This is a genomic window from Bacillaceae bacterium S4-13-56, from assembly GCA_040191315.1.
In the GTDB taxonomy this organism is placed as follows: domain Bacteria; phylum Bacillota; class Bacilli; order Bacillales; family JAWJLM01; genus JAWJLM01.
Genome location: JAWJLM010000015.1, coordinates 36,586 through 60,858, shown reverse-complemented (window position 1 = coordinate 60,858; position 24,273 = coordinate 36,586). Strand labels below are relative to the sequence as shown.

The 24,273-nt window shown below is 39.2% G+C and carries 13 protein-coding genes; 10 read left to right on the top strand and 3 right to left on the bottom strand.

The window, feature by feature from the left end; translation table 11 throughout:
* The first annotated feature begins 19 nt into the window (after nucleotides 1-19).
* From RZN25_06410 to RZN25_06400, 3 genes are all read left to right on the top strand, one after another.
* Entirely contained in the window at nucleotides 20-2,728 is a 2,709-nt protein-coding gene (locus RZN25_06410; GenBank protein MEQ6376459.1) for an S-layer homology domain-containing protein, read from the top strand.
* Nucleotides 2,729-3,038: 310 nt separating this feature from the next.
* Complete coding sequence (locus tag RZN25_06405) at nucleotides 3,039-4,082, top strand: acyltransferase family protein (protein MEQ6376458.1); 1,044 nt, start codon at nucleotides 3,039-3,041, stop codon at nucleotides 4,080-4,082.
* A 516-nt stretch (nucleotides 4,083-4,598) separates the two neighbouring features.
* Nucleotides 4,599-6,047 carry an S-layer homology domain-containing protein gene (locus RZN25_06400; GenBank protein MEQ6376457.1) on the top strand — a complete coding sequence of 483 codons (1,449 nt, stop codon included), beginning with the start codon at nucleotides 4,599-4,601 and terminating at the stop codon, nucleotides 6,045-6,047.
* Nucleotides 6,048-6,637: 590 nt separating this feature from the next.
* Here the strand turns inward: RZN25_06400 and RZN25_06395 are convergent.
* Complete coding sequence (locus tag RZN25_06395) at nucleotides 6,638-8,038, bottom strand: O-antigen ligase family protein (protein MEQ6376456.1); 1,401 nt, start codon at nucleotides 8,036-8,038, stop codon at nucleotides 6,638-6,640.
* Between the two features lie 776 nt (nucleotides 8,039-8,814).
* On the opposite strand from RZN25_06395, the gene RZN25_06390 reads away from it, so the two are divergent.
* Nucleotides 8,815-11,412 carry an SH3 domain-containing protein gene (locus RZN25_06390; protein ID MEQ6376455.1) on the top strand — a complete coding sequence of 866 codons (2,598 nt, stop codon included), beginning with the start codon at nucleotides 8,815-8,817 and terminating at the stop codon, nucleotides 11,410-11,412.
* A gap of 522 nt (nucleotides 11,413-11,934) precedes the next feature.
* Here the strand turns inward: RZN25_06390 and RZN25_06385 are convergent.
* Both RZN25_06385 and secA2 read right to left on the bottom strand, forming a co-directional pair.
* A complete protein-coding gene (locus RZN25_06385) occupies nucleotides 11,935-12,843 on the bottom strand; it encodes an accessory Sec system S-layer assembly protein (protein ID MEQ6376454.1) in 909 nt (302 codons plus the stop codon).
* 186 nt (nucleotides 12,844-13,029) lie between these two features.
* A complete protein-coding gene (gene secA2 / locus RZN25_06380; GenBank protein MEQ6376453.1) occupies nucleotides 13,030-15,399 on the bottom strand; it encodes an accessory Sec system translocase SecA2 in 2,370 nt (789 codons plus the stop codon).
* Nucleotides 15,400-16,135: 736 nt separating this feature from the next.
* Between secA2 and RZN25_06375 the strand changes: the two genes are divergently transcribed.
* The 6 genes from RZN25_06375 (at nucleotide 16,136) to RZN25_06350 (ending at nucleotide 24,028) form a co-directional block, all read left to right on the top strand.
* On the top strand, nucleotides 16,136-18,427 hold the full coding sequence (locus tag RZN25_06375) for a polysaccharide pyruvyl transferase family protein (protein MEQ6376452.1): 2,292 nt from the start codon (nucleotides 16,136-16,138) through the stop codon (nucleotides 18,425-18,427).
* Between the two features lie 442 nt (nucleotides 18,428-18,869).
* Entirely contained in the window at nucleotides 18,870-20,327 is a 1,458-nt protein-coding gene (gene murJ / locus RZN25_06370; protein MEQ6376451.1) for a murein biosynthesis integral membrane protein MurJ, read from the top strand.
* 90 nt (nucleotides 20,328-20,417) lie between these two features.
* Complete coding sequence (locus tag RZN25_06365; GenBank protein MEQ6376450.1) at nucleotides 20,418-21,362, top strand: glycosyltransferase family 2 protein; 945 nt, start codon at nucleotides 20,418-20,420, stop codon at nucleotides 21,360-21,362.
* Nucleotides 21,363-21,413: 51 nt separating this feature from the next.
* Nucleotides 21,414-23,138, top strand: a complete 1,725-nt coding sequence (locus RZN25_06360; protein MEQ6376449.1) for a DUF6020 family protein — start codon at nucleotides 21,414-21,416, stop codon at nucleotides 23,136-23,138.
* A gap of 97 nt (nucleotides 23,139-23,235) precedes the next feature.
* Nucleotides 23,236-23,583, top strand: coding sequence for an EamA family transporter (locus tag RZN25_06355; GenBank protein MEQ6376448.1), 348 nt, complete (start codon nucleotides 23,236-23,238; stop codon nucleotides 23,581-23,583).
* A complete protein-coding gene (locus tag RZN25_06350; protein MEQ6376447.1) occupies nucleotides 23,570-24,028 on the top strand; it encodes a DMT family transporter in 459 nt (152 codons plus the stop codon). The genes RZN25_06355 and RZN25_06350 overlap by 14 nt, the downstream gene beginning before the upstream one ends.
* Nucleotides 24,029-24,273: the final 245 nt, after the last annotated feature.

Genomic DNA, 24,273 nt, shown 5'->3' with positions numbered 1-24,273 from the left:
TAAGGGAGGATTTTAAGTTATGTCAAAGAACACACGCAAGTTCGCAGCATCAACTCTTGCTGCAACAACAGCTTTAGCGGCAGTAGCGCCATTGGCGGTATCTGCAGAGACTCAACTATTTACTGATGTAAATGCAGATTCTGTACACGCAGAAGCTATTAACGCTCTAGCTGCACAAGGAATAATCAATGGTTACACTGAAGACGGGGTAAAGGTTTACAAGCCTACTCAGATTTTATCTCGTTCTCAAGCAGCTGCATTATTAACAAGAGCTTTAGATCTAGAAATTCCAACTGACGTTGCTGCAGTACTTGAAAACTTCAATGACGTTGATGGAAGCCATTATTTTGCGGACCAAATTGCTGCTACATATGGAGCTGGTATTTTCCTAGGTGATGGAAATGACAACTTTAACGATGATGTAGATTTAAGCCGTGAGCAAATGGCAACAGTATTAGTTCGTGCATTTGATCTAGTTGATACTGGGGAAGATGTTGGGATTAATTTAACTAACGTAGAAGCTTCTCACAAAGCTAACGTGAAGATTCTTGCTCAATACGGAATTACAACAGAACTTGATGATTTCCGTCCGCAAGAATTTGTTCCGCGCGATCAATTTGCTACATTCTTGTACAGAGCAATGCAAGCAACTACAGCACCAGCAGTTACAAGTGTGAGTGCTAATAATCTTAAAGAAGTAACAGTTACATTTAATACCAATTTAGATGTAACTACAGCTGAAGATACAAACAATTATTCTTTTGCATCTGGTAGTGGTCTTTCAGTTACTGATGCTGTTGCAGTAGGTAATGTTGTAACATTAACTGTAAATGATCAAGATACTAATGCCGCCCAACAACAAATCGCTGGTCTTACAATTGAAGGAGTAAAATCTTCAAGTGGTCAACTTGTTGGTAAAACAACAGAGTCTGTAAGATTCATTGATGTAAATGCTCCAGAAGTTTCAAATATTAGTGTAGTTGGACCTAAAACTTTAGAGGTTAAGTTCTCTGAGCCATTAAGCAGCCAACCTTCTTTCTCTGTTAATGATGGTGTTTTAGCTATTGTTGGAACTACTTTCACAAAGGGATCAGATACAGTTACAATAAGCCTTGGTGCTCAACCAACTGAAGGCACTCATAATTTAACAGTTAGTGGTGGAACAGATTATGCTACTTTCAAAGTAGATAAGGTAACTAAAGCATTTTCTTATGCTGCAGATGTTACAGCTCCTACTGTATCTGTTAAATCAGCTACTCCAAATAAAGTAGTACTAACATTTAGCGAAAATGTAGTTAATGGTACTGATGCGAATGTTGAATTCTATCACACTTACAAAGGTATCGATGCATATAAAGCGACAAAAGGTATTGTAGGCAAAGAATTAACATTAACTTTTGCAAATCCACTACCTCAGGGACCATTTAATATCTACCTTGATTATACAAATGATAAAGATAACCAGATTCAGGATCTATGGGGTAACAAAGTCGCAGAGCAAACAATCTCTGGTACTGTTGTTGTAGATACTGTCGCTCCTACAGTTACTGAAGTTAAAGCTAATTCTAACACATCTATAAGTGTTACTTATAGTGAATCAGTAAGTGGTGCAGGTACTCTTGCTAATTACACATTAACTGATGCAGCTGGAAACCCAGTTAATCTTACTGGAACCGTTACAGTGTCTGGAAACACTTATACAATTCCAGTTCCTAGTCTAAATGGTGGATCTTATACTCTATCTATTAAAAATGTTAAAGATGATTCAGTAAACCAAAATAAACTAGCTGACTATACAACAACTGTATCAATTAATGATATTGTGGCTCCGCAAGTTGATGATATTCTACTACTATCTGATAAAAAAGTAAAAATCGTATTTGATGAGGTAATGAATAAATCATCAATTGAAAACAAGCTAAACTATTTACATGGTTCTAGTGCACTTGATAGTAAAGTAACTGTAACAGCTGTTGACAGTAATAAAGCTGTAATTCTAGACTTTACTAATGCACAAACTGCAGCACAAGCAGATCCAAAAGGCAATACTATCAAAGTTTTAAGGGTTCTTGATGCAAGCGGAAATCCAATTGCTTTAACTGAGACATCTTTAACAGTTCCTACTGATGTATCAGCACCACAATTTGACAAGGCTACTGTAACTGGAAAGAATCAAGTTAAGCTTTACTTCAAAGAAGTTATTACAGGAGCAAAAGCAGATGACTTTATAGTATCCAACGGTGCAACAAGTGCAGCTGTAACTTATGTTTCAAATGCTGTTCTTGATGGAAAGTCAGTTATTACATTAACAACTGCTAATGATTTACCTACAAATGCATCAAATGTTACAGTTTCAACAACAGGTATTGTTGATGCAGTTAATAGTTACGGTGCTCCTGTTGCGTTGTCGGCAGAACCAGCTGGAGATAAATATGCTCCAACTTTGAACTCTGTTACAATTGCAGATTCAGTAGGATCTAACTCACTTTATGATGAAGTTACATTAACATTCTCTGAGACACTTTATGCATACTCTGTGCAAGATTCAGACTTTACTGTTGAAGGATATACAGTGACTGGTGTTAAAGAAGTTAATGCTGCTACGGTTAAGTTATCTCTTAAAGAGAATACAAATAACCTAGCTAAACCAACTGTAACATTAGTAGGTGCTGTAGAAGATAGTGAGCGAAATGTATTAAACACTCAAGTAAGTGTTACTGTACAATAAATAAATTTCCAAAAAGGATCAAACAGGTTTATACCAGTTTGATCCTTTTCTCTTGAATTTAAAGCTTTGGCCAATGCGATAAGGTAAGGTATGGTTAAGGTATGGTCACAGTGACGCCCCGACGCCCCAGAATTTGTCGAATGTTGGTAGGGACGGTTCTTAATTTTACGCGAAGTCAAAAAGAAACGTTGATATATTGGGATTCTTAATTTTGAAAGTGTGTTGGCGAGAACCGTCCCCACCAACACAGGAAAGATTCCTCAGAATCTGCTATAATGATTCAGCATGTCATAATTTGAGAGGGACTTTCATGATTAGTTATGTAAATATATTAAGAAGTTTGGCGATTATTGGGGTTGTTGTCATTCATGCAACTGGTCCGTTGATGTCAAGGGTAGACAATATGCCTTATTGGTGGCTTGGAAATCTATTAGATGGAGCGGTACGTTGGTGCATTCCTATCTTTGTAATGATCAGTGGAATGCTTTTATTGAATCCTAAAAAGCAGGAATCAATCTCCGATTTTATGAAAAAGAGAGCTTCTAAAATCTTAATTCCCTTCGTCTTTTGGGTATTATTTTATACCCTTTGGAAATCGAGACGTAGCTTAGGAGATTTTAGTGTGGTGAGCGAAGCTAGTAATATTATCAGTGGAGATGTCTATTTCCATTTATGGTATATGTACATGATTGTGGGGCTTTATTTAATTACCCCTGTGATAAGAGTTGTCATTGCTCATGCCCAACAAAGGTTGATCGAGTACTATTTGATTATCTGGTTTATTACAAGTTCATTATTTCCTATGGCAAGCCATTTTCTCGATTTGAATGTTGGACTTAAGCTAGAGTTTTTCACGGGGTATCTCGGATATTTCATTTTAGGATACTATTTGCATAATGTACAGATTTCAGAAAAGGCCAAGAAGTGGATTTACTTAGCAGGCTTTTTAGGATTGATTGTCACCTTCTTAGGAACCTATCTCGGGACAGAAGCAAAAGGTGCCTTTGAAGCGTATTTCTATGAATATAAGTCACCTAATACATTTTTTGTTAGTGTTGCTCTATTTGTATGGGCTAAAAATATAGACTGGGATAAACATTTTTCAAAAGATGGAGCATTTATGAGAGTAGTAGCTTCCCTATCGGCTACAAGCTTTGGAATCTATCTTATCCATCCATTTGTCATGTCCCTACTGGGAACTGAACTGAAAAATTTGGTAGGATTCAAACTTAACTATGCCTTTATTCATCCAATTATAGGCGCGCCAGTTTCAATTGTTGCAATTTTAGTATGGAGTTACCTCATAGTTTGGATGATGCAGAGAATACCCATCATTAAGAAGTTAGTACCTTAAATAAAAAGGTATGGTCACAGTGACGCCCCGGAATTTGTCGAATGTTGGTAGGGTAGAAGTGTAGGGGTGGTTGGGTTTGTTGTTGTGCTTTTTTCTATTATTTTTTCAAACACTGGTGTCAGGCAGCACATAAAGACAAATTATTAAAGTTGTTTTTAGTGGAAGGACATAGTATAGACATATAACGATGGGCGAGTTCAAGATCTAGGAATCACTGACTGGGAAAACTTCAGAACCTAGTGAAATTAGCGGAAGAAAATGCCAGCAATATCGACGTAACAACTGAAGGCCGAATTGCTGTCGTGGCAGAATAATAAATGAAGAAAATGTTTGTTGGTAGGGACGGTTCTTAATTTTACGCGAAGTCAAAAAGAAACGTTGATATAGTGGGATTCTTAATTTTGAAACTGTGTTGGTGAGAACCGTCCCCACCAACACTAGTTTTAAAATCTAATCTATCAAAAATAGTAAATTTCTAGTAAAATATTTAATGAAAGGTAGAGGAGGTTTATGGAGATGAAGAATTTACGAAAAGTGGGAGCTGGATTCCTAGTATTTATTTTTACTATGAATCTAGTGAATCCAGTTAATGCTACAAGTGTTGAGCCAGTCTATGTGAATCCTCCTGTTGAGGAAATTAAGCAACTCATCACAGAAACAGCCAACAAACACAATATTCCACCTGAGATCATGAAGGCTATTGCCTTTAACGAGACTGCTTATAAGCAATTTGATGACGCAGGGCAACCTATTATTTCTCCAGACGGTGGGATTGGAATGATGCAGGTGACACCCGACAATATCGATACGGACTTATTGGTTGATGAGCAAAAGCTTAAAACCGATATTGCCTATAACATTGAAATTGCTGCGCAAGTCTTAAATAAAAAATGGAGTACAAGCTTTCTGCCACAAATCAACGGTGGGGAACGAAATGTTCTAGAAAATTGGTATTTTGCGGTAATGGCCTATAACGGACTGGCCAAGCAAAATGATCCAAATTTCCATCCAGATACGGCTTACCAAAGCAAAATTTACAAACGTTTGGGAGGACATTCGTTTATCGTTCAAGAGCACGACTACTTTCTTTTCCCAAAATTCGATATTAATTATAAGGAAGGCTCATCTATCATGGCTTTTCCTGAAAAGGATTATAAAACAAATGTCATGACCTCATCTCAACAAATGTACAATGTTGGTGACACAGTTTACATTAATGGACGTGATGGTGTGGTGAATTTTCGTGAGGGTTCTATCACAGGCTCTCCCACCAAACAGCTTTCTCATAATACGGAGCTAACTATAACTGGGGCTCCTATTGAAACCGAATATAGAGAGAATGACTATGTTTATTACCCAGTAGCAACAACTGATGAGGTGGAGGGTTATGTGGCGTCTGCTTATTTAACTCCCGAACCTGGAAAGCTATTTGAATTTCCTGACCTTTTGGGTTATCGAACGGAGATCACATACCTAGCAGAAAGAAAGATTATTAACGGTTATACGGATGGAACATTTGGTCCAGACCAAACAGTTTCAAGAACACAGGCTGTAGTCATGATTTTAAGAACTCTTGGCGTGGATTATCAAAATTCAAACGCACCGGATCCGGGTTTTACGGATGTTAGTCCAGCAACCAACGAATATAAAGCTATCGCAGAAGCGGTAAGCCTAGGGTTTATTAGTGGAAAAGAAAATAATACTTTTGATCCAGCAGGAAAACTCACACGCGGTCAAATGGCAAAGATCCTAGTTAAAGCATTTGAATTAACAGGGGAATCAGATAAAACATTTACAGATGTTGCAGCACCAACAGATGATTCTGATGGCCATTGGGCGTACGACTATATCAGCACCCTAGCAGCAAATAAAATCACAACCGGCTATCCAAATGGCACTTTCTTGCCACAGGCCGACATTAGTCGCCAGCACTTCGCATTGTTTATTTACAGATATTTAAATTAAAGTTTAGGGGACGCCCGTTGTGTGCGTCCCTTTATTTTTGGGTTGGTTTAAGCAAGGGGGTTATTTTATCGTTTGTTGGTTCCTTTATGTGTAAACTGCTTCGTTTGAGAGCCGCTATAATTCATTGGGTGATGATTAATAGGTTTCCGTGATGATATAGAAAACTTAAGTGCTAGAAGAATAGTTTTAAGTGACGGTTTGGAAAAACATAGTGACGTTAACATTGTTTCCGTGAGAACATAATTAAATAAGTGCCACTAGCATTAAATGGGTGCCAACTCCGAAATTCCAATGAACCATATAAGTGCCGGTTCATCAAAGCATAGTGCCACAATCAATGAATAAGTGCTAATCCATCTAAATAGATGACAAAAAGTAAATTTAAGTGCCACCACCGCACAACACAAACTCCCCAAACCACCCCTCACATCAACCCAAAACAAAAAAGCACAGAGATTATTCATCTCCGCACCTTTAAGTAAAACACATATAAATTAAAGTATAACCAAAATCCGGATTATTCCAGATCAAGGTTAACTAAGGGAGCAGTAATTAGACCCATGAGCTAACCAATCATAATATCACGAGAGCTAAACGAGCTCTGATGATTTGGAATTATTTAGAAAATTTGTCAGAAGTAAAACCATAGCCAAAGCTAGATAAATGCTGACTGCTGGTGCAAACCAAACATGACCTGCAATAAGTGCAATTCCTGACGCGAGCCCTATGGAGACCATATAGGCTACATTTTCTATTTTAAACACTTTTGTGACATTTGTAAACAGATTCTTAACAACTATTCCAACTAAAATAAATAATGGTAAGAGAATGAGAATGGATCCAAAAATACCAAAGGAAAAGAAAATATCGAAAAAGTCCATTTCAATGGTCTTTCGGTTTTTTATATAATTCCCTGCATATCCCATTCCAAATACCTTTTGTAGAGGTTCTGCGTATATATATTGATTATATTGCCACGTAAAGTAAATCTGACGAGAACTCAAAATTTTATTCAAAATCGGTGAGTTCAAAGTAATAATCTTTCTCTTTGGTTCTCCATTCTCTCCACCTAAATCAAGTTCATCTTCTAGCTCAAAGCCCTTGTCAATGTCCTCCTGATCTGGGACCTTCATATTAACAGACAAGTTTGTATATGAAGGAGTCGCAGGAATAATGGCCATAAATACGATAGTAAAAATTAAGCTAGTCAAAAGCTGAGGTGTTTTCTCATTTTTTGCTCCTTGTTTCCGTAATAAGAACAGCCAGTGAAGTAAAATAACCACAAACATGATCACTGCCGTTCCAATCATGGCAAATAGCCCGACCTTTGTCCCAATAAGTACACCTACAATGCCTAACACTATCGTTGGAATCCAATAAACAGCTTTCTTTAAAGAATCCGTTTTTAATACTGAATAAAGATAAACCAGTGGGAAGGTAATGCCAATTATGGCGCTTAACTCGTTCCCGGAGTAAAACCAGCCTTTAAAGCCAGCCTTAACCCATTCGTAAGTATCACTTGAAGTTCCAGTTATGATAGAAAAAAGAATTGTTCCTGAAACAATCATCATAGCAATTAAAGTTAAAAATAAAAATCTTTCTTTAACTTTTTCAAGATTCTCTCTTGTTGTAAAAACAAGTAAAAGGGTAGAGAACATAATTACAAAGTAAAGGATCTTCGCTAACCATTGGGCTTCCATAAATAAATTGAACACAGGCTTGCTAAAGATATTTATGATAAAACCAATACCTAGGACACCAAATAAAGCAACAAGATACCAAACTGCATATTTTTTATATGGACTATCATTACCAAACAAAATATAGAGAAGAGAAATTCCCATGAACAGGACACGTATGACTATCCCTACTGTTAAACTGGTGTCTAAGTAAGCAAGTGACGCCGTGGTTAGAATATCGAGAATAGGTTGAAAGATAATGTAATATTTCAAAAGGGTTGTAAACTTTGATGCCTGGGAAAATGTTGTCATCTACTCGTACCACCTTACCGTTCTTTTTAAAAAGATAAGAAAATATTGAGTCTGTTTAGCTCCAGCGAAAAAGCATCATCGAGTGATCTTCGAAGTTTTTGTCCCAAGTAAGGAAAGCTACTTAGAGCTTCTTCGTAGAAACAAGTGATTTCTTGTTTCGAGGGGAAGACTATCGACCAGAGTTGGTTCTCTCCTCTCGAGTCAAAGTCAACATCGATGAAGGAAGTTTGATTAAAAAAGCGACGCCCTGGGCCTGCGGTCACTCGGCCTACCGAAAACATTTGTCGCAACACCGAACAGACTCGCATCCTGCGAACCGTGTTTCCTTTATCTCGGAGGAACGTAGGCTAAAACCGCGACATCGTGTTGGGACTGCGATTACTCGTCCCACCGAAATGATTCGCAACGCCTACGTGCCCACATCCTGTGGGCCTCACCTCCTTACGTCGATGGTCAAGGGAGGTTCCGCTTATTAAATAGTCATTTAAAGTATATCTCAATTCATAAGGGATTGTCCATATGACTGGAATAATGAATTGAAATAGAAATAGACCATTTGATTCATTTTTTAAATATGAAAAAAACAAGGATATAAAAGAACCTTAGTCTATCAATTTGCGACTCTATTATTCCATATTTTGGACATATAGTTTTTTGCTAATATGCCAATTTAGTATAGATAAATACAAGTTTTGCTTATAAAATGAGAATAAGGGAAATTAATTCTGATATTTTGTAGAATTTTCCCGAAAAATACAAGGGGAGTGATCACATCATTGAGGAAAGCAAGATATAAAAACTTCATATCGTTTGGGATTGGTATTTTACTAGCTTTAGTCATCTTTTTACCGTCCACTACTTCAGCAACAGAGAGTTTTACAAGCGCGGATCAGTACTTTGAAGTCACAAGCGACCGGTTAACCATCTATGATAATAGCTCGGGAAGTCTTGTCCCAGTAGGCACTCTGCATAAGGGTCAGATTTTTAAGCGTATTAGTGGTATGGGTAACTGGCATAAGGTCCAATTTGGTGGTAAGTACGGATATATATGGGGACCAGCAACTGTCCCTGCAACTGAGCCGGCAGAACTTAAATGGTCAGAGGGGACAAGCCACCCCAACACAGGGATCGCTTTTAAAACTTTGACGGTATACGATAACAGTACTGGAAAACTCGTTCCTTTTGCAACAATCCTACAAGGAAATGAATTCAAGTATGTCAGGCAATCTGGTAATTGGATGATTGTTGAAATCTCTGGACGGAAAGGCTATGTCTATGCACCGGCCGTTAGCTTTCCTTTTAAGTCAACCGACCGTTACTTTAAGGTTTTAACTGATAATTTAACGGTTTATGACAACAGTACAGGTAAGCTAGTAGCAGTTGGAACCTTGCCAGAGGGTCAGGTGTATAAGCGTACTCGCGACATCGGAAACTGGCATGAGATTGAGTATGCGAGCGGAAAAGGGTATGTTTGGGAAGCTTCAACTACACCAGCAACCTCTAGTGAAGTTAAAAACTGGACCAGTGGCGGAACCTATGTCCAAGAAATTGTTGGAATGACCGATCTTCCTGTCTACGATAACACAAGTGGATCCCTGGTTTCTTTTGCTAAAGTTACTAAAGGTCATACGATTAAGTACATTCAGAAATCTGGTAATTGGCTTATTGTCGAAGTGGGAGGTCGCAAAGGTTACATTTATGAGCCAGCGACCAAGAGACCATTTAAGTCCACGGATAAATTTTTCGAGGTACTTGAAAACAATCTCACAATCTATGACAATAGTACAGGTAGTCTCGTAGCGGTAGGTACATTGAAAAAAGGGCAAGTGTTTAAGCGTACAGCTGACGTAGGAAATTGGCATGAGATTTCGTATGGCACAGGCAAAATGTTTGTATGGGAAGATTCTACTCGGCCTGTGGATGTAAGTAATGTTTCGAACCCTAACCTTGGAAAAGCGTTTAAGGAAGAAAAAATTGTCCTTGGACAAGATGTTCCTGTTTATGACAACTCAAAGAATGAATTAGTTCAGTTTGCTACGTTAAAGAAGGGACAGCTTTTACAAATCACGGGAATGGATGGTTCGAACTGGTACGAGATTGATCTAGGAGGTCGTCTTGGTTACATCCATGTCACTGGTGTTGAAAAGAACATGCAGACTATCTATGAAGAATACAATAAGGACTTTAATAATCTAGTTAATCTGCAAATGAATTATTCACCAAAAGCTGACGGATCCGGTAATATTTATGCAAGTCGTGAGGCCGTAGAATATTATATGAATCCCAATAATTTTTCTGTAAGTACAACAGATTTCTTTCAGTTCCTTGTCCTTTCTAGAAATGCAAATCTACATGCAGCAGAAATTAATGAAAAAGTCTTATCAGGTAGAGGGATTTTTGAGGGAAGAGCGGAGGCATTCATTGAAGCGGGACAGAAATACAATATTAATGAGGTGTATCTAATTGCTCATGCTTTACATGAAACTGGGAATGGTACATCCACTCTTGCACAAGGAGTAAGCGTAAATGGCACAACGGTTTACAATATGTATGGAATCGGTGCCTATGATGCCACTCCAGTAAGTAGCGGATCTAATTTTGCTTATCAGCAAGGCTGGTTTACACCTGAAGCTGCTATTGTTGGTGGTGCGAAATTTATCGCGGATAGATATATCAATAGTGGACAAGATACCCTTTATAAAATGAAATGGGATCCAGAAGATATTGATACACGTAACAGGAAGCAATATGCAACTCATGTAAGTTGGGCTGTACTTCAAACGTCACGAATTAAAGACATCTATGACATACTTGAGAATTATGTCATAGTGTTTGAAGTACCAAAGTATCTCAACCAACCAGGAGCAACGGCGAAACCTACGGGAGAAGCTCTTTATCTACTAGATACAACTAAAGCTGGAAAAGCAGGAGCGACAACTGATAATCTAAATATGAGAACAGGTCCTTCCACGTCCTTTAGCAAAATCACAACTCTACCATTAGGAACACCAATTGAAGTGATTGGTTCAAATGGTTCATGGTTGAAAATCAAGGCAAACGGACAAGTGGGATGGGTCATTGACACTTATGTAACGTTTACGGATGGAGCACCTACTACTCCTGAACCTGCACCATCGGTGGATGTGCTTACGGTAGTAAACACTGAAGGAGTAGGCTTGAATGTTCGTAGTACAACTGATACAAGTAGTAGTGCAAACATTATGGGTAAAGTTTATGAAGGAGATATCCTAGATGGTGTAAAGGATGCTTCTGGTAATTACGTGAAGGACACAACCGGAAAGTGGTACCAAATCAATTTCCAAGACCAGCAAGGCTGGGTTCATGGAGATTATGTACAAGTTACTTCTAATTAATGTAAAAGATGCACAACCCTTGTGGGGAGTGCATCTTTTTTTGTATTAATAGAATCATTTATATGGAGTGCTCTTAACCACGTCAGTCAATGCCCAAAAAAATATTTCTATGCTCAATTTCCGTTTGTTATGCTTAATATATAAGTTTAATGCTCAGACTTTATGGGGGCTATGCTCAAAATCCAACGTTGGTTTCAGGGAGCAGTGCTCAAGGTAATCCCTATATGCTTAACCCTATGATTACATGCTCAATTTTACTACTTTATGCTCAACATCCAGAAATTCTATGCTCAACTTTTAAACGTTAATGCGCGTTATTGTTAATCTTTGCGCAGGAAACAGTCTCTATGCTCAAAATCCTTTTACTCCGCGCAAACTTTAAATCTTATGCTCAACGGTGACAACAGCAAATTTAACTAAGTCAACAAAAAAAACTAGCGAATATTATTAAAACAAAACAAAAACCGCCTGCATCTCTAAACTAAAAATTCAGGCGGCCTTACAACAAAATATCTTATTTACTTACTGTACCGGATAAACTCTCCACTTCGAAAGATTAATAACATCATTCTTAACCATAGACTTAGGGAAAATAAACGTCCAAGGCTTACTTGTATTAGCCTTCACTTCAAAAGAATCGAATTTGAAACTCCCTTCAGCAATGACTTCTCCTGATGCATCTTCAACTTTCAACGGAAGCTGCTGGAACTGAATGTTTTTATCCGTACCATTTCGAATCAATACAGTCACTGCTAGGTCACCAGAGTCTTGAATACGAGCGTTAATTCCCATGAAATTCACTTCCCCTGGTTTTAATGGAGCGGCGTTTGCTATTACTTTTTCTAAACTTTCAATGGCGTCCTCTGCTAGAGATTGCTTCCAAGAATCAGCTAAATCTAGTTCATGGCGACGGCTCGTTGGCTTGATTTCAAAAGCAAGAGACCATCCCTCTCTAGGAATCTCTTCATTGGTGAAAAAGTCTTTTGGTTGAAAAGTGAACTGCCATGGGCGGCTCGTCTTAGAAGGAATAACTCCAGCCTGACTAAGATCAAACACCTTGCGAGCTAATTTTTCTTGATTTGGTCCCAACAACAAAATCGGCATTTCCTTCAATTGAATGTCCTTGCTCAATGTCTGACGGATAAAGGCAACAAACACATATCCACCAGCTTGCTTATCCATGTTAATCCCAGATAAGGAGAGCTGGTTCGGTTTCAAGGGTTTTAAATCACTATGATGGAAGGCATACACATATTTTTCTTCTTCGGGAAGCTTCCAATCAGGATGATAGGAAATCTCTGTTTGCACCAATTCTTCCTCTGGGCCCTCTGCCGAATCAGGACCTTCAAGTAAATCCTTTGCATCAAACGATTGATCAATTCCAGAAGTATTTTCTTTCGTTACTTTCTTACTTTTCGAAAATGGAAACATTGCAAACTCCCCTTTTTTAAAACTACTTTACAGAAAACACCTAAACTTATATTAACTAGACTAACACTAAGCACAAAATTTTCCTCTTTATAAAAACGGTCATGGGCCTCCATCTCATAAAAGACCGAAACCCTTGCCAAATTAGGTTTGACCCAAAACGCCGGTTCAACTCAAATTCAATCCAAATTAAGTTAAATCAATCTTAATTTTTCTAGCTTCAAACTGTTGAATCGCTCTGGTCATACGACGGTTAAAATCAAGCTCTAATCGATGATACATTATCTCGAAAAGCTCAAAGCCTTCTTTTTGGAAGGTTCGGATAGGATCCTCCTGTTGATAGTGTCGGATACCAACGCCTTCCTTCATACGATTCATTTCATCTAAATGCTCCGTCCAATGATGGTCCACAAGCGCCAAACTAATCTGTCGTAACGTATTTTGAATTTCCTCTACATTCTCATGGAAGGAAACTTCCTCTAAATGCCTCTCAATGAAAGGCTTTACTGCTTCACGAACCTCTTCTGGCTCTTCGTAATCTCTATCAAACGTAACTTCCACAAGCATGAAATCTTCTAACTTCTGATTTAAACCTTTAAGATCCCAATCATCAGGAATAGAATCTTCTGAGCAATGTTTATCAACCAAATCAAGAACAACAGGTTCCACATGCTTTTTCAAAATTTCAATCGTATTCGTAGAATAGAAGATTTGATCTCGTAGTTTATAAATAACCTCTCGTTGATCATTAATAATATCGTCCAGTTTCAAGGAAAATTCACGAACAGAGAAGTGGCTTCCTTCACTGATTTTTTGCACCTTATCTATAAATTTATGAATTTCTTTATTCAAAATTAATCCGGTACTATCCGTCGTTAAAGAAGGAAGTTTAGCTTCCACATCATCTTTGGCGAAGCGGATAAAAAGCTCATCTTCTAATGAGATAATAAATTGGGTAGAGCCTGGATCGCCTTGACGGCCAGAACGACCTTTCAACTGATTATCGATGCGACGGCTTTCATGTTTTTCTGTTCCAAGAACGTGCAAACCACCAAGTTCAGCTACACCCTCTCCAAGCATGATGTCTGTTCCGCGACCAGCCATATTCGTGGCAATCGTGATTTGACTCTTTTGTCCAGCGAGGGAAATAAGATGTGCTTCATGCTCCACGCTTTTAGCATTCAACAAATGATAGCTCAATCCAGCCTCATCCAAATATTCAGCCACAACCTCTGATTGAAGGATGGACGTTGTCCCGATTAAAATAGGCTGTCCCTTTTCATGACGCTGACGAACTTCCTCAACCATCCGGCGGTATTTCTGTTCCTTCGTTTTGAAAACTAGGTCAGGTAAATCTTTACGAATAATAGGCTTATTTGTTGGGATCTGAACAACATCCATACCATAAACATGCTGGAACTCAGTTATTTCAGTTTTAGCTGTACCTGTCATACCAGATAAAACAGGGTACATACGGAAATAGTTTTGAATCGAAACGGAAGCCTGAGCCTTATTTTCTTCTGTAACCTTAAGCCCTTCCTTCGCTTCGATTGCCTGATGCAATCCATCACTTAAACTACGACCCTCCATGATGCGGCCGGTGTTCATATCCACAAGCTTTACTTCACCCTGATCAACGATATAATCAACATCTCTCGTAAATAACACACGGGCACGTAACGCTTGCAACATATAATGATAGAGTGAACGATGTTCAAGATCGAACAAATTTTCAATCCCAAAAGCACGTTCAATTTTATTAATTCCTTCATCGGTGATGTTAACCGTTTTTAACTCATGGTCAAACTGAAACTCCACATCCTGCTGGAAGTTTTTTGTGACCTTCGCACATACATTGGCCAAATTTTCACTTGGCATTGTTTTTCCAGCAATAATAAGAGGAGTTTTTGCCTCATCAATTAAGACACTATCAACCTCGTCAATAATTGCATAATAATATTTTCGTTGAACCTTTTGAGTTTTGGCATAAGCCATATTATCTCGTAAAAAATCAAATCCAAATTCTGTTCCAATACCATAAGTAATTTCTGCTTCATAAGCCTCTTGTTTCTGAAGAGGGTGCAGACCTGGGATATTTAATCCAACGGTTAACCCTAAAAATTCGTGGATTTGCCCAATTAATGCACGGTCACGACGTGCTAAGTATTCATTCACCGTAATAACGTGAACACCTTTCCCTTCAAGGGCGCGCAAATAACTTGGAAGAGAGGCAACAAGTGTTTTTCCTTCTCCCGTTGGCATTTCCGCAATATTTCCTTCTAATAAAACAAGCCCACCAATTAACTGTACGTCAAAATGGCGCAGCCCAAGTACTCGCTTTGAAGCCTCGCGAACCACCGCAAACGCCTCACCTTTAAGATCATCCACCGAAGAACCATCGGCTATCAACTGCTTAAACTCCACCGTCTTCATACGCAGCTCATCATCACTTAGTTGCTCAAATTCTTTCTCCAAAATATTTATTTTATCTACCGTTTTTAGATACTTTTTTAGATGACGTTCTTCCTTCGACTTGCTCAACATTTGTAGAACACCCATGTCGTCCTAACTCTCCTTATCATTCGTGAACTCACTGAATCTAGTATAACACGAATTAAACTTGACAACACTACTAACCAACATGATAGATTAGGTAAAATATGTAACTTTTTTGAATAGATTTTGGGTGCGCGTAACCTTGTTTTTACGCGCGAAGAGGGTTGATTTTGCGCTTATGAAGTGAATGTCGCGCTTAGGATTAACTTTTTGAGCATTACCTTTTCAAACCCGCGCATTAACTTGTAAAAGCTGAGCATTGGATTCGCGGAGGTTGCGCATAGAAGACGGTTGTTGAGCTTAAGTGAATAGATTCGCGCATAGAAGAAATTAACTGCGCAAAGGTTTCAAAAACCCGAGCATAAAACCAAGAAATTTGAGCATAGCCCCAATCAAACCCGCGCATAAGAGAAACAAACCGCGCATAGAAAATAAAACTTGAGCATGTATGAACAAAAATGAGCATAATAAACCTCAACCCGTCAATTAACTTAACGCAACTATAGATGCACCCTGTAACTCAAGAAAAATAGGACCTAGAAAACCAATAATAAATCAACAAAACCATTAATTAAAAATGCGATTTTCTAACAAAAAAATGTTATGTTTTTATGCGACATAATTCGTGTTACAATAGTATAATGGTATGGAATGTCGAACATTAAGAAATAGCTGAAAAGACAGCATGATCATAAAAGAACATCCATTGAATTTTGGAAGACAAAGGATTGAATAACATATGACAATTGGTATTGTCGGCAACTACGGGAACAATAATAAAGGCGATGAAGCCATCCTTGAAGGAATCCTACTTCAGCTTCAAAAGGTATTCAAGGTCAGCCGCGACGAAATCATTGTTTTTTCCAACCAGCCAGACCAAACAAATAAATCCTATGGAGTAAAATCAGAGCGCCTTTATCACAAGAAGAAAAGCGCTTATTTAACCATGCTCTCCACCATGCGCGCCAACTATTCTACCATTAAAAAGTTGGACATGCTCATCGTCGGTGGAGGAGGAATCTTCATGGACCTTTACGGGCGCGAAGCCTTTTTATTCGGGATGTACGGCTGGCTCGCCAAACTGTCACGCACCCCCGTTGTCCTGTACGGCGTAGGCGCAGGCCCAATACTTACCAAAGTAGGAAAAATATTACTTCGATCCTTAGCCAATTTGTCTGAAATCGTCACCGTTCGAGATCCAAAATCAAAAGAACTCCTCAAATCCATAGGAGTTAAATCTGAAATACATGTCATTGGAGACCCAGCCTTCGAAGTCCCTATGCCAGCAACAACCCAAAAAAGAGAACGACCACTCCAAATCGGAGTCACAGCCGTACCCTTTCATCATGGAAGCTACTGGCCAGAAGAAAACGTTGAAATGTATCAAAACTACGTCCTTGGGATGGCGCGAAACCTAGACGCACTCGTCGAAAAATACCCAGACGTACAAATCAACTTCTTCTCTACTAAATACCCACAAGACGTCTGGGTATCAGAAGAAGTCAAATCCAAAATGACACACAGCGACCACTGTCGCGTCCAAAATAAAGTCTTCTACCCAGAAGACATCGTCAAATTCACAGCCGAACAAGACATCGTCATCGGCACAAGATTACACTCACTCATACTAGCACTCGTATCCGAAACACCCGTGATCGCCGTAGCCTATCACCACAAAGTAAAAGACTTCATGGACATGATCGGCTCCAACGACCACGTCATCGTCATCGACCAACTCAACAAAGAAGACGACTTTTTCGTCTGCTGCTACGAACAAATGGCAAACGACTGGCCAGCAACACTCGAACGCTACCAAACCATAGCCAACACCATGAAACACAAAGCACACCAAGGAATGGTCCTAGTAAACGAACACATCCAAGCAAAAAAAAAACGGAAATCACGAGTCCTAGTACTCAGTAACATGTACCCATCAACACACTCAAAAACATTCGGAATCTTCGTCAAAAACCAAGTAGAACAACTGCGGAACCAGGGTCTAAAAGTAGACACCATCGCCATCACCGACCCACGCAAGGGCAAATCAATTCTTTTGAAAAAATACCTCGGATTCTTCCTCCGAGGCCTAGCAAGACTCATCGCTGGGGGATGGCGCTATCAGGTTGTTCACGCCCACTACATCTTTCCGACAGGATTGATTGGGCTAGCGTACAAGTTCTTGCTTCGCAAAAAACTTATCGTCACCTCCCATGGCGGGGATATCGACCAAATGGTCAAAAAGAGTGGGTGGGCACGAAAGCTATCAGAAATGATTTTACAAAAAGCCGACCATATCATTGCCGTCGGTGACCGCTTAAAACAAGACATCGTCGACAACTTTGATGTTCCTGCGGACAGAGTATCCGTCATTAACATGGGTGTGAACCGAGATGTTTTTAAGCAGATAGAAAAATCTGAAGCTCGCTCTAAGCTCGAGCTTTCTGCTGATGAGAGAATCCTTTTGTTCGTCGGTAACCTTATTTTTGCCAAAGGCCTATCTGACTTAGGTCAAGCCATGCTTTCTTTAAAGGAAACCGATCCAGATGTGACCCTTCATTTAATTGGAGAAGCCAAGGATCGTAATTATATTGAAAAATTCAAAGCGGAGTTTATGGGTGAAGGATCTGCTAACGAAATAAATGATCCCAATAGTCCTAATGGAAATCGAAATGGCGGAAACATCGTGATTCATGATGCTATGGACCAGTCAGAAGTTGCAGTCTGGCTCTCTGCCGCAGACCTATTCATTCTCCCATCCCATATCGAAGGCTTTGGCCTTGTGGCATTGGAGGCTATGTCCTGTGGGACGCCGGTTGTTGGTACCGATGTGGGAGGCCTAACCTATTTACTAGACGGTGAAGCGGGGCTTAAGGTGGAACCAAAAAATCCAACTAGTCTTGCCAAAGGGATACGCTCCCTATTGCATGATCCTGAACGCCAAGAGATCCTCCGTACAAACGGATTTAAAAAAGCTGAGGAAAATGACCAAAATCAGCTTATTCAAGAGATCCTCAAGATATATGGGATTTAAATACAGTTACAAAATGAATACATTAACTAATCCCCGCTGTTGAAACCTCAAAAGCGGGGTCAATTTTTTGAAGTGTTTAAGAGTTTATTTAGTTTTGTAAGTAAAGTGTATTCAAAAGTGAATAAAAGCCGGTTTTAAATTGAGTTTGGACAAAGAAGCAGGCCCAAAAGTGAATAAAAACCGGTTTTAAATTAAGTTTGGACAAAGAAGCAGGCCCAAAAGTGAATAAAAACCGGTTTTAAATTAAGTTTGGACAAAGAAGCAGGCCCAAAAGTGAATAAAAACCGGTTTTAAATTAAGTTTGGACAAAGAAGCAGGCCCAAAAGTGAATAAAAACCGATTTTAAATTGAGTTTGGACAAAGAAACAGCTCCAAAAGTGAATTAACACAGGTTTTATATACAAAGTTCAAAAACGTATCAAAAAGTAGGAGAGCGATCTATGTGCGGTCATTAATAAAAATATTGGGGACAGTGGCGGTGATCAATGTCCTGGCAAGGCTATTTGGCTTTGCACGCGAAGTAGTCATTGGATATCAATATGGGACGAGCTATCAGGCTGATAGTATTGTCGTTGCCTTTACGATTCCCAATTTTATTTATATAGTCCTTGGTGGAGCGGTCACCACGGCCTTTATTTCCGTGTACAGCAAACTCGACGAATCCAGAAAAAAGGAATTTGTTCAAACTATTTTTTCGGGTTTAACGCTTGTGATTGGTGGAATCACCATTCTATTCATGGTGTTCTCTGATTTTTGGATTGAGCTTTTTTTCAGTGGGATGTCAGAAAAAGCCTTTCAATTAACAAGTGAATTGTTTGTGTGGATGGCACCATCAACCTTTTTCCTTGTGCTCGCTATGTGGCTCAGTGGACTTATGAATGTGGAGGGTCGTTACCGACTTAGCGCCTTTTCAACCCTGCTTTTCAACGGATTATTTTTACTAATCGGGGTTGGACTTACACCGATTTTACTTGAATATTCCTATGGTCTTGGTGCTTCAGTGGGAGCATTAGCCATGGTTTTATTGCTGATACTAGCCCAAAAGAAAACGAATATTTTCAAGTTTCATTTCAACTGGAGAAACAATCCTGATATTACTCGTTTTATGAAGCTAGCGGTTCCTATTTTATTTGGGGGAGCAGCATTACAGTTTTACTTTTTCATTCAAAGAATCTATGCCGCTGACCTGCAGGATGGATTAATTGCTTCATTAAACTATGCATCAAAAATGACCCAGTTTCCGCAGGCGGTTCTAATGACAACTATTACAACAGTTATCTTTCCTATGCTAGCTAAAACGGTTGGGGAGGGGGATACGGCAAAACTTAAACGCATTTACCAAAAAGGATTTAAGTGGCTGTCTGTATTACTCATTCCTGCCACTGTATATGTTTTTTTCTATGCTAAAGAAATCATAGAAGTCGTTTTCCAATATGGGAACTTTAACGAAGATTCAACGGCAATGACGTATCCATTGCTGCAAATCTTCGCACTGTCAATGTACACATTGGCGTTGAATACGTATGTGACTAGGTTCTTCTATGCGAAGGAAAATTCCTATATACCGATTTTATTTAGTATTGTTTCCGTATTCGGAATCAACATTTTAGTGATCAACTTATTCCTTGAGGAAATGGGAGCAACAGCCATTGCTCTTGGAACCGTGGTTGGCTCACTAGTGAATACCATTCTGCTTATTATTGGAGCACAAATCAAATACCGTTACACTATCATGTCAAAAATAGATTTTGTAAAAGTGACAGGATTTTTACTGGTGACAGGCACCATGATATGGGCCATACACCTGCTTCCAGTTGAATCTAGTCTCCTATTGTTACTCCTTGGAGGACTATTGACGGCAGTAGTTGTTTTAGGTGGGTTGCGTGTTTTTAAGACTTAATGTTGACTTTCTGCTATAATCTCAGTGGATATTGTCAAAATTAATAGAAGAAGGACAGAGGATGATTCTCTGTCGTAAGGAGTGTTACCATTGAAAATCGCAGTATTAATCCCTTGTTATAATGAGGAGCAAACCATTGGCGCGGTTATAGAGGACTTCAGACAAGAGCTGCCTGATGCAACCATATATGTTTATGACAATAATTCGAAGGACCGGACGTCTGAGATTGCCCGAGAGCATGGGGTAGTTGTGAAAAAGGAGTTCAGACAGGGGAAGGGCCATGTGGTTCGATCCATGTTTCGCGAGATTGAAGCGGACTGTTATGTGATGGTGGATGGAGACAATACATATCCGGCAAAATTTGTCCATCAGCTGATCGAGCCTATCAAAAATAAAGAAGCTAATATGGTCATTGGGGACCGTTTATCCAATGGGACCTACACAGAAGAGAATAAGCGAGCGTTCCATAATTTTGGTAATTCATTAGTCAAAGGTCTAATTAACTTTTTATATAAGAGTAAGCTAGATGACATTATGACAGGATACCGTGCTTTCGATCCTCTTTTTGTTAAATCAATGCCAGTCATGAGTCCAGGGTTTGAGATTGAAACTGAGATGACCATCCATGCCTTGGACAAGCGTCTAGCTATAAAAGAAATCCCAATTGAATATCGGGATCGTCCGGAAGGTAGTGAGTCTAAACTAAATACCGTCAGTGACGGTTATAAAGTTGTAAAAAAAATCTTTACTTTGTTTAAAGAGTACAAGCCAATGTTATTCTTCAACGTTTGGGCGGCTATTTTTTTCATTCTTGGTTTAGCTGTGGGAACTCCAGTCATCGTTGAATTTATTCAAACACAATACGTTGAAAAAGTCCCGTCTGCTATTCTTGCGGTTGGTCTCGTGTTACTAGCGGTTCTTTCTCTAGCCTGTGGACTCATCTTGGATACCGTGGCATCCAGTCATAAAAAACAATATGAAATAGAATTAAATAAAATATACAAAGATATTGCGAAGGGCCCAGTGGAGGAATAATGCCCTTCGCTTCTGCTCGTTAACATGAAGGTGGTGTCACATGTGTTTAAAATGGTTAAAGGATTGGCAGTAGTTATTGCTGCAGTCCTAAGTACAGTAGCTTCCATATCATGGTTCCAGTCGTTCATGGAAACACCCAATCCAACGATTGCTATTATCTTTTTGATCTATATCGGAATATACTGGTTGTTTTTTCGCCTCCTTTTTGAAGAGTGGCGAGAGTTGTTCCATCTCGGGACGGTTATTTTCAGTATGCTTTTTACTTTAGCTTTTCTTACCAGCATTTATCAACCAATGGAGCATCTTAACGACAACGGAACACTGGTTCATGCATTTATCTATGTGGGGACTTTTGTAACATTTACGTTGGTTTCCATACTCCTGATCTATCTTTTCACGAAAGTAAATATTGAAATAAAAGACAAACAGGTTTCCAAATGGAATATTGCATTTTATGGTTTTCCCATGGCTATTGTGGGGACCCTGTTTTTACTTGGATTTTTTCCTGGGGAGATGTCGCCGGACTCGTTCTCTCATTGGACTCAAATACATACTCATGAATATAACAACTGGCATCCTGTGGTCTATACCTGGTTAATTCAACTGTTGACTGTTTTTTGGTATTCGCCGGCAGTGGTGGGAACGTTTCAGATTATTGCATTGAGTCTTACCCTTGGTTATGGACTTTATCGATTTCAGAAAGCAGGGGTTCCTAGGACAGTTCTTTGGATCGTTGCCATTCTTTTCGCGATCCACCCAGCTACAGGAATGTTTTCGATCATTCTTTGGAAGGACATCCTATACAGCACCGCCCTTATGTTGTTTACTATTCTTCTATTTAATATAGTAGCTACAAGAGGGGCATGGCTTAGCTCCATTAGCCATCTTGTGTTTTTCGGTTTAACAGCTCTATCCATGATGTTCATGAGAAGTAATGGTGTACCCATTTTACTCCTATTGATTGTCTTGTTACTTCTTGTTTATCGGAATCAGTGGAAGAAGCTTGGAATTTTTGCTGTTAGTGTGTTCGCAATTTATTTTATAGTTTCAGGACCAGTGTACTCAGCGTTCCATGTTGAAGAAGGGGATCCGAACGAAGCTCTCGGTATACCGCAGCAACAATTGGCTCGCGTCGTTGTGGAGGGTGGCGAGATGAACGGGGCCCAGCAACAGTATGTATATAAACTCTTGCCGCGAGATAAGTGGTTTGAGCTCTATAATCCTTATCTCACCGATACTATAAAATTTTCCGGCATATATAACAAGGAACTCATTTTTTCTGATTTTCCGTACTTTTTAAAGGTGTGGGCTCTTGTTGTAAAAAATAATCCAGGACTTGTGATCGATGCTTATCTAGACCAAACTTCTCTTGTTTGGCAAATCGTTGAGCCGGAAGACGGGTATACAAACACGTATCCAGGAGGAATTTTCCGTGCGAACACGTATGGGATTAAGCAGACTCCAGTTAGTGATGGATTACATGAATTCTTAACAGGCTATCTTGAAGGGTCCTTTGAAAATTACAAGGAATGGTTTTGGCGACCAGCAACATACACGTTTTTCATCCTATTTTTCAGCTTTATAGCTGTTCGAAAAATTGGTTTTCGTTCACTGCTCGTAAGTGGGCCAGTCCTCCTGAATACGGCAATCGTGGCCGCAGCCATCCCAGCTCAGGATTATCGATATCTTTTCGCCAACACTTTGATTGCTTTTATGATATTTTTAATGGCTCTTGTGAAAAAAGAGGAAGAACATGTTTTTGGGTTCAAGGTATAGTTGGGTTTTGTAAAAAATTAAAATTATTGAAGGCCTAGGTAATGGAAGAGAAACGAAAGTGATAGGCTAAGGCGGACGCCTTTGGAGGAGAAACGAAATGAACAATCTGATCTATTCATTAAATAAAAATAAAAAGGGAATTGCGATCATGACCATAGCTGCACTAATGACAGCTTTTGGTCAGCTTCAGTGGAAGCTTTCTGGGGGAGACATTAACCTGCATCTTATTACAGGTTTTGTCCTTTATTTTTTAGGTGCTGTTCTTATGATTGTTGCCTATCGGTACGGGAGTCTATCCGTTCTGCATCCTATCTTAAGTCTAGGCTACATTTTTGCCCTACTACTCGGGACTCTCTTTCTTCAAGAAGTCATAACAGAAAAAAGCATACTCGGAACCCTACTCATCATACTAGGAGCAACCCTCATAGGAGGTGGAGAAAATTAACCTACTAACATTCCTAACACTACTACTCTTCACACTCCTAGGCTCCATCGGCTCCTTCTACTTCAAGAAAATGAGTAGTGACAGTCATCGTGTTGATAGGGACGGTTCTCACCAACACGATATGGGAGAAAGTGGAGAAAAACAAAATCAAAGGGGGAAATTAACGCAGATTTGGCAGCAACAAGAGTTTCGTGTTGGAACTCTCACTTTACAGCGTTCCTTTGTGGAGTATTTCATCTTAGGAGGATTCTTTTACGGTACAGGAGCTATTCTAAATATAGTCACCCTACAGCTTTTACCATATACAGTTGTATATCCATTAACATCAATCACTTACATATGGACGCTTATCATTTCAGCCTTATTCTTAAAAGAGAAAATAACCGTAAAGAAAATACTTGGCCTAACACTTATCGTGGCAGGAGCCTTTCTACTAGTGAGTTAGACTCTACTTGATGGTAGGTAGAGGCTTGAAATTAAAGAGATCTCTCATGCTCATGGGGTTTGTCATAGCTATCACCTACACAACATTAATGCTCAGCTTTATTGGTATATGCTCAAATTATATTCTCTGGGCGCAGTTAACTACTCTTATGCGCTGATTTCATTGGGGCTATGCTCAAATTTTACAGTTTTATGCTCGGTATTTTAGTACCTCGGCTCAATAAACCTGCTCAATGCTCGAAGCAA

Excerpts from the sequence above, each read along its gene's own strand:
- RZN25_06410 (MEQ6376459.1), top strand. The coding sequence starts at position 20 with ATGTCAAAGAACACACGCAAGTTCGCAGCATCAACTCTTGCTGCAACA.
- RZN25_06405 (MEQ6376458.1), top strand. The coding sequence starts at position 3,039 with ATGATTAGTTATGTAAATATATTAAGAAGTTTGGCGATTATTGGGGTT.
- RZN25_06400 (MEQ6376457.1), top strand. The coding sequence starts at position 4,599 with ATGAAGAATTTACGAAAAGTGGGAGCTGGATTCCTAGTATTTATTTTT.
- RZN25_06395 (MEQ6376456.1), bottom strand. The coding sequence starts at position 8,038 with ATGACAACATTTTCCCAGGCATCAAAGTTTACAACCCTTTTGAAATAT.
- RZN25_06385 (MEQ6376454.1), bottom strand. The coding sequence starts at position 12,843 with ATGTTTCCATTTTCGAAAAGTAAGAAAGTAACGAAAGAAAATACTTCT.
- secA2 (MEQ6376453.1), bottom strand. The coding sequence starts at position 15,399 with ATGGGTGTTCTACAAATGTTGAGCAAGTCGAAGGAAGAACGTCATCTA.
- RZN25_06375 (MEQ6376452.1), top strand. The coding sequence starts at position 16,136 with ATGACAATTGGTATTGTCGGCAACTACGGGAACAATAATAAAGGCGAT.
- RZN25_06360 (MEQ6376449.1), top strand. The coding sequence starts at position 21,414 with ATGGTTAAAGGATTGGCAGTAGTTATTGCTGCAGTCCTAAGTACAGTA.
- RZN25_06355 (MEQ6376448.1), top strand. The coding sequence starts at position 23,236 with ATGAACAATCTGATCTATTCATTAAATAAAAATAAAAAGGGAATTGCG.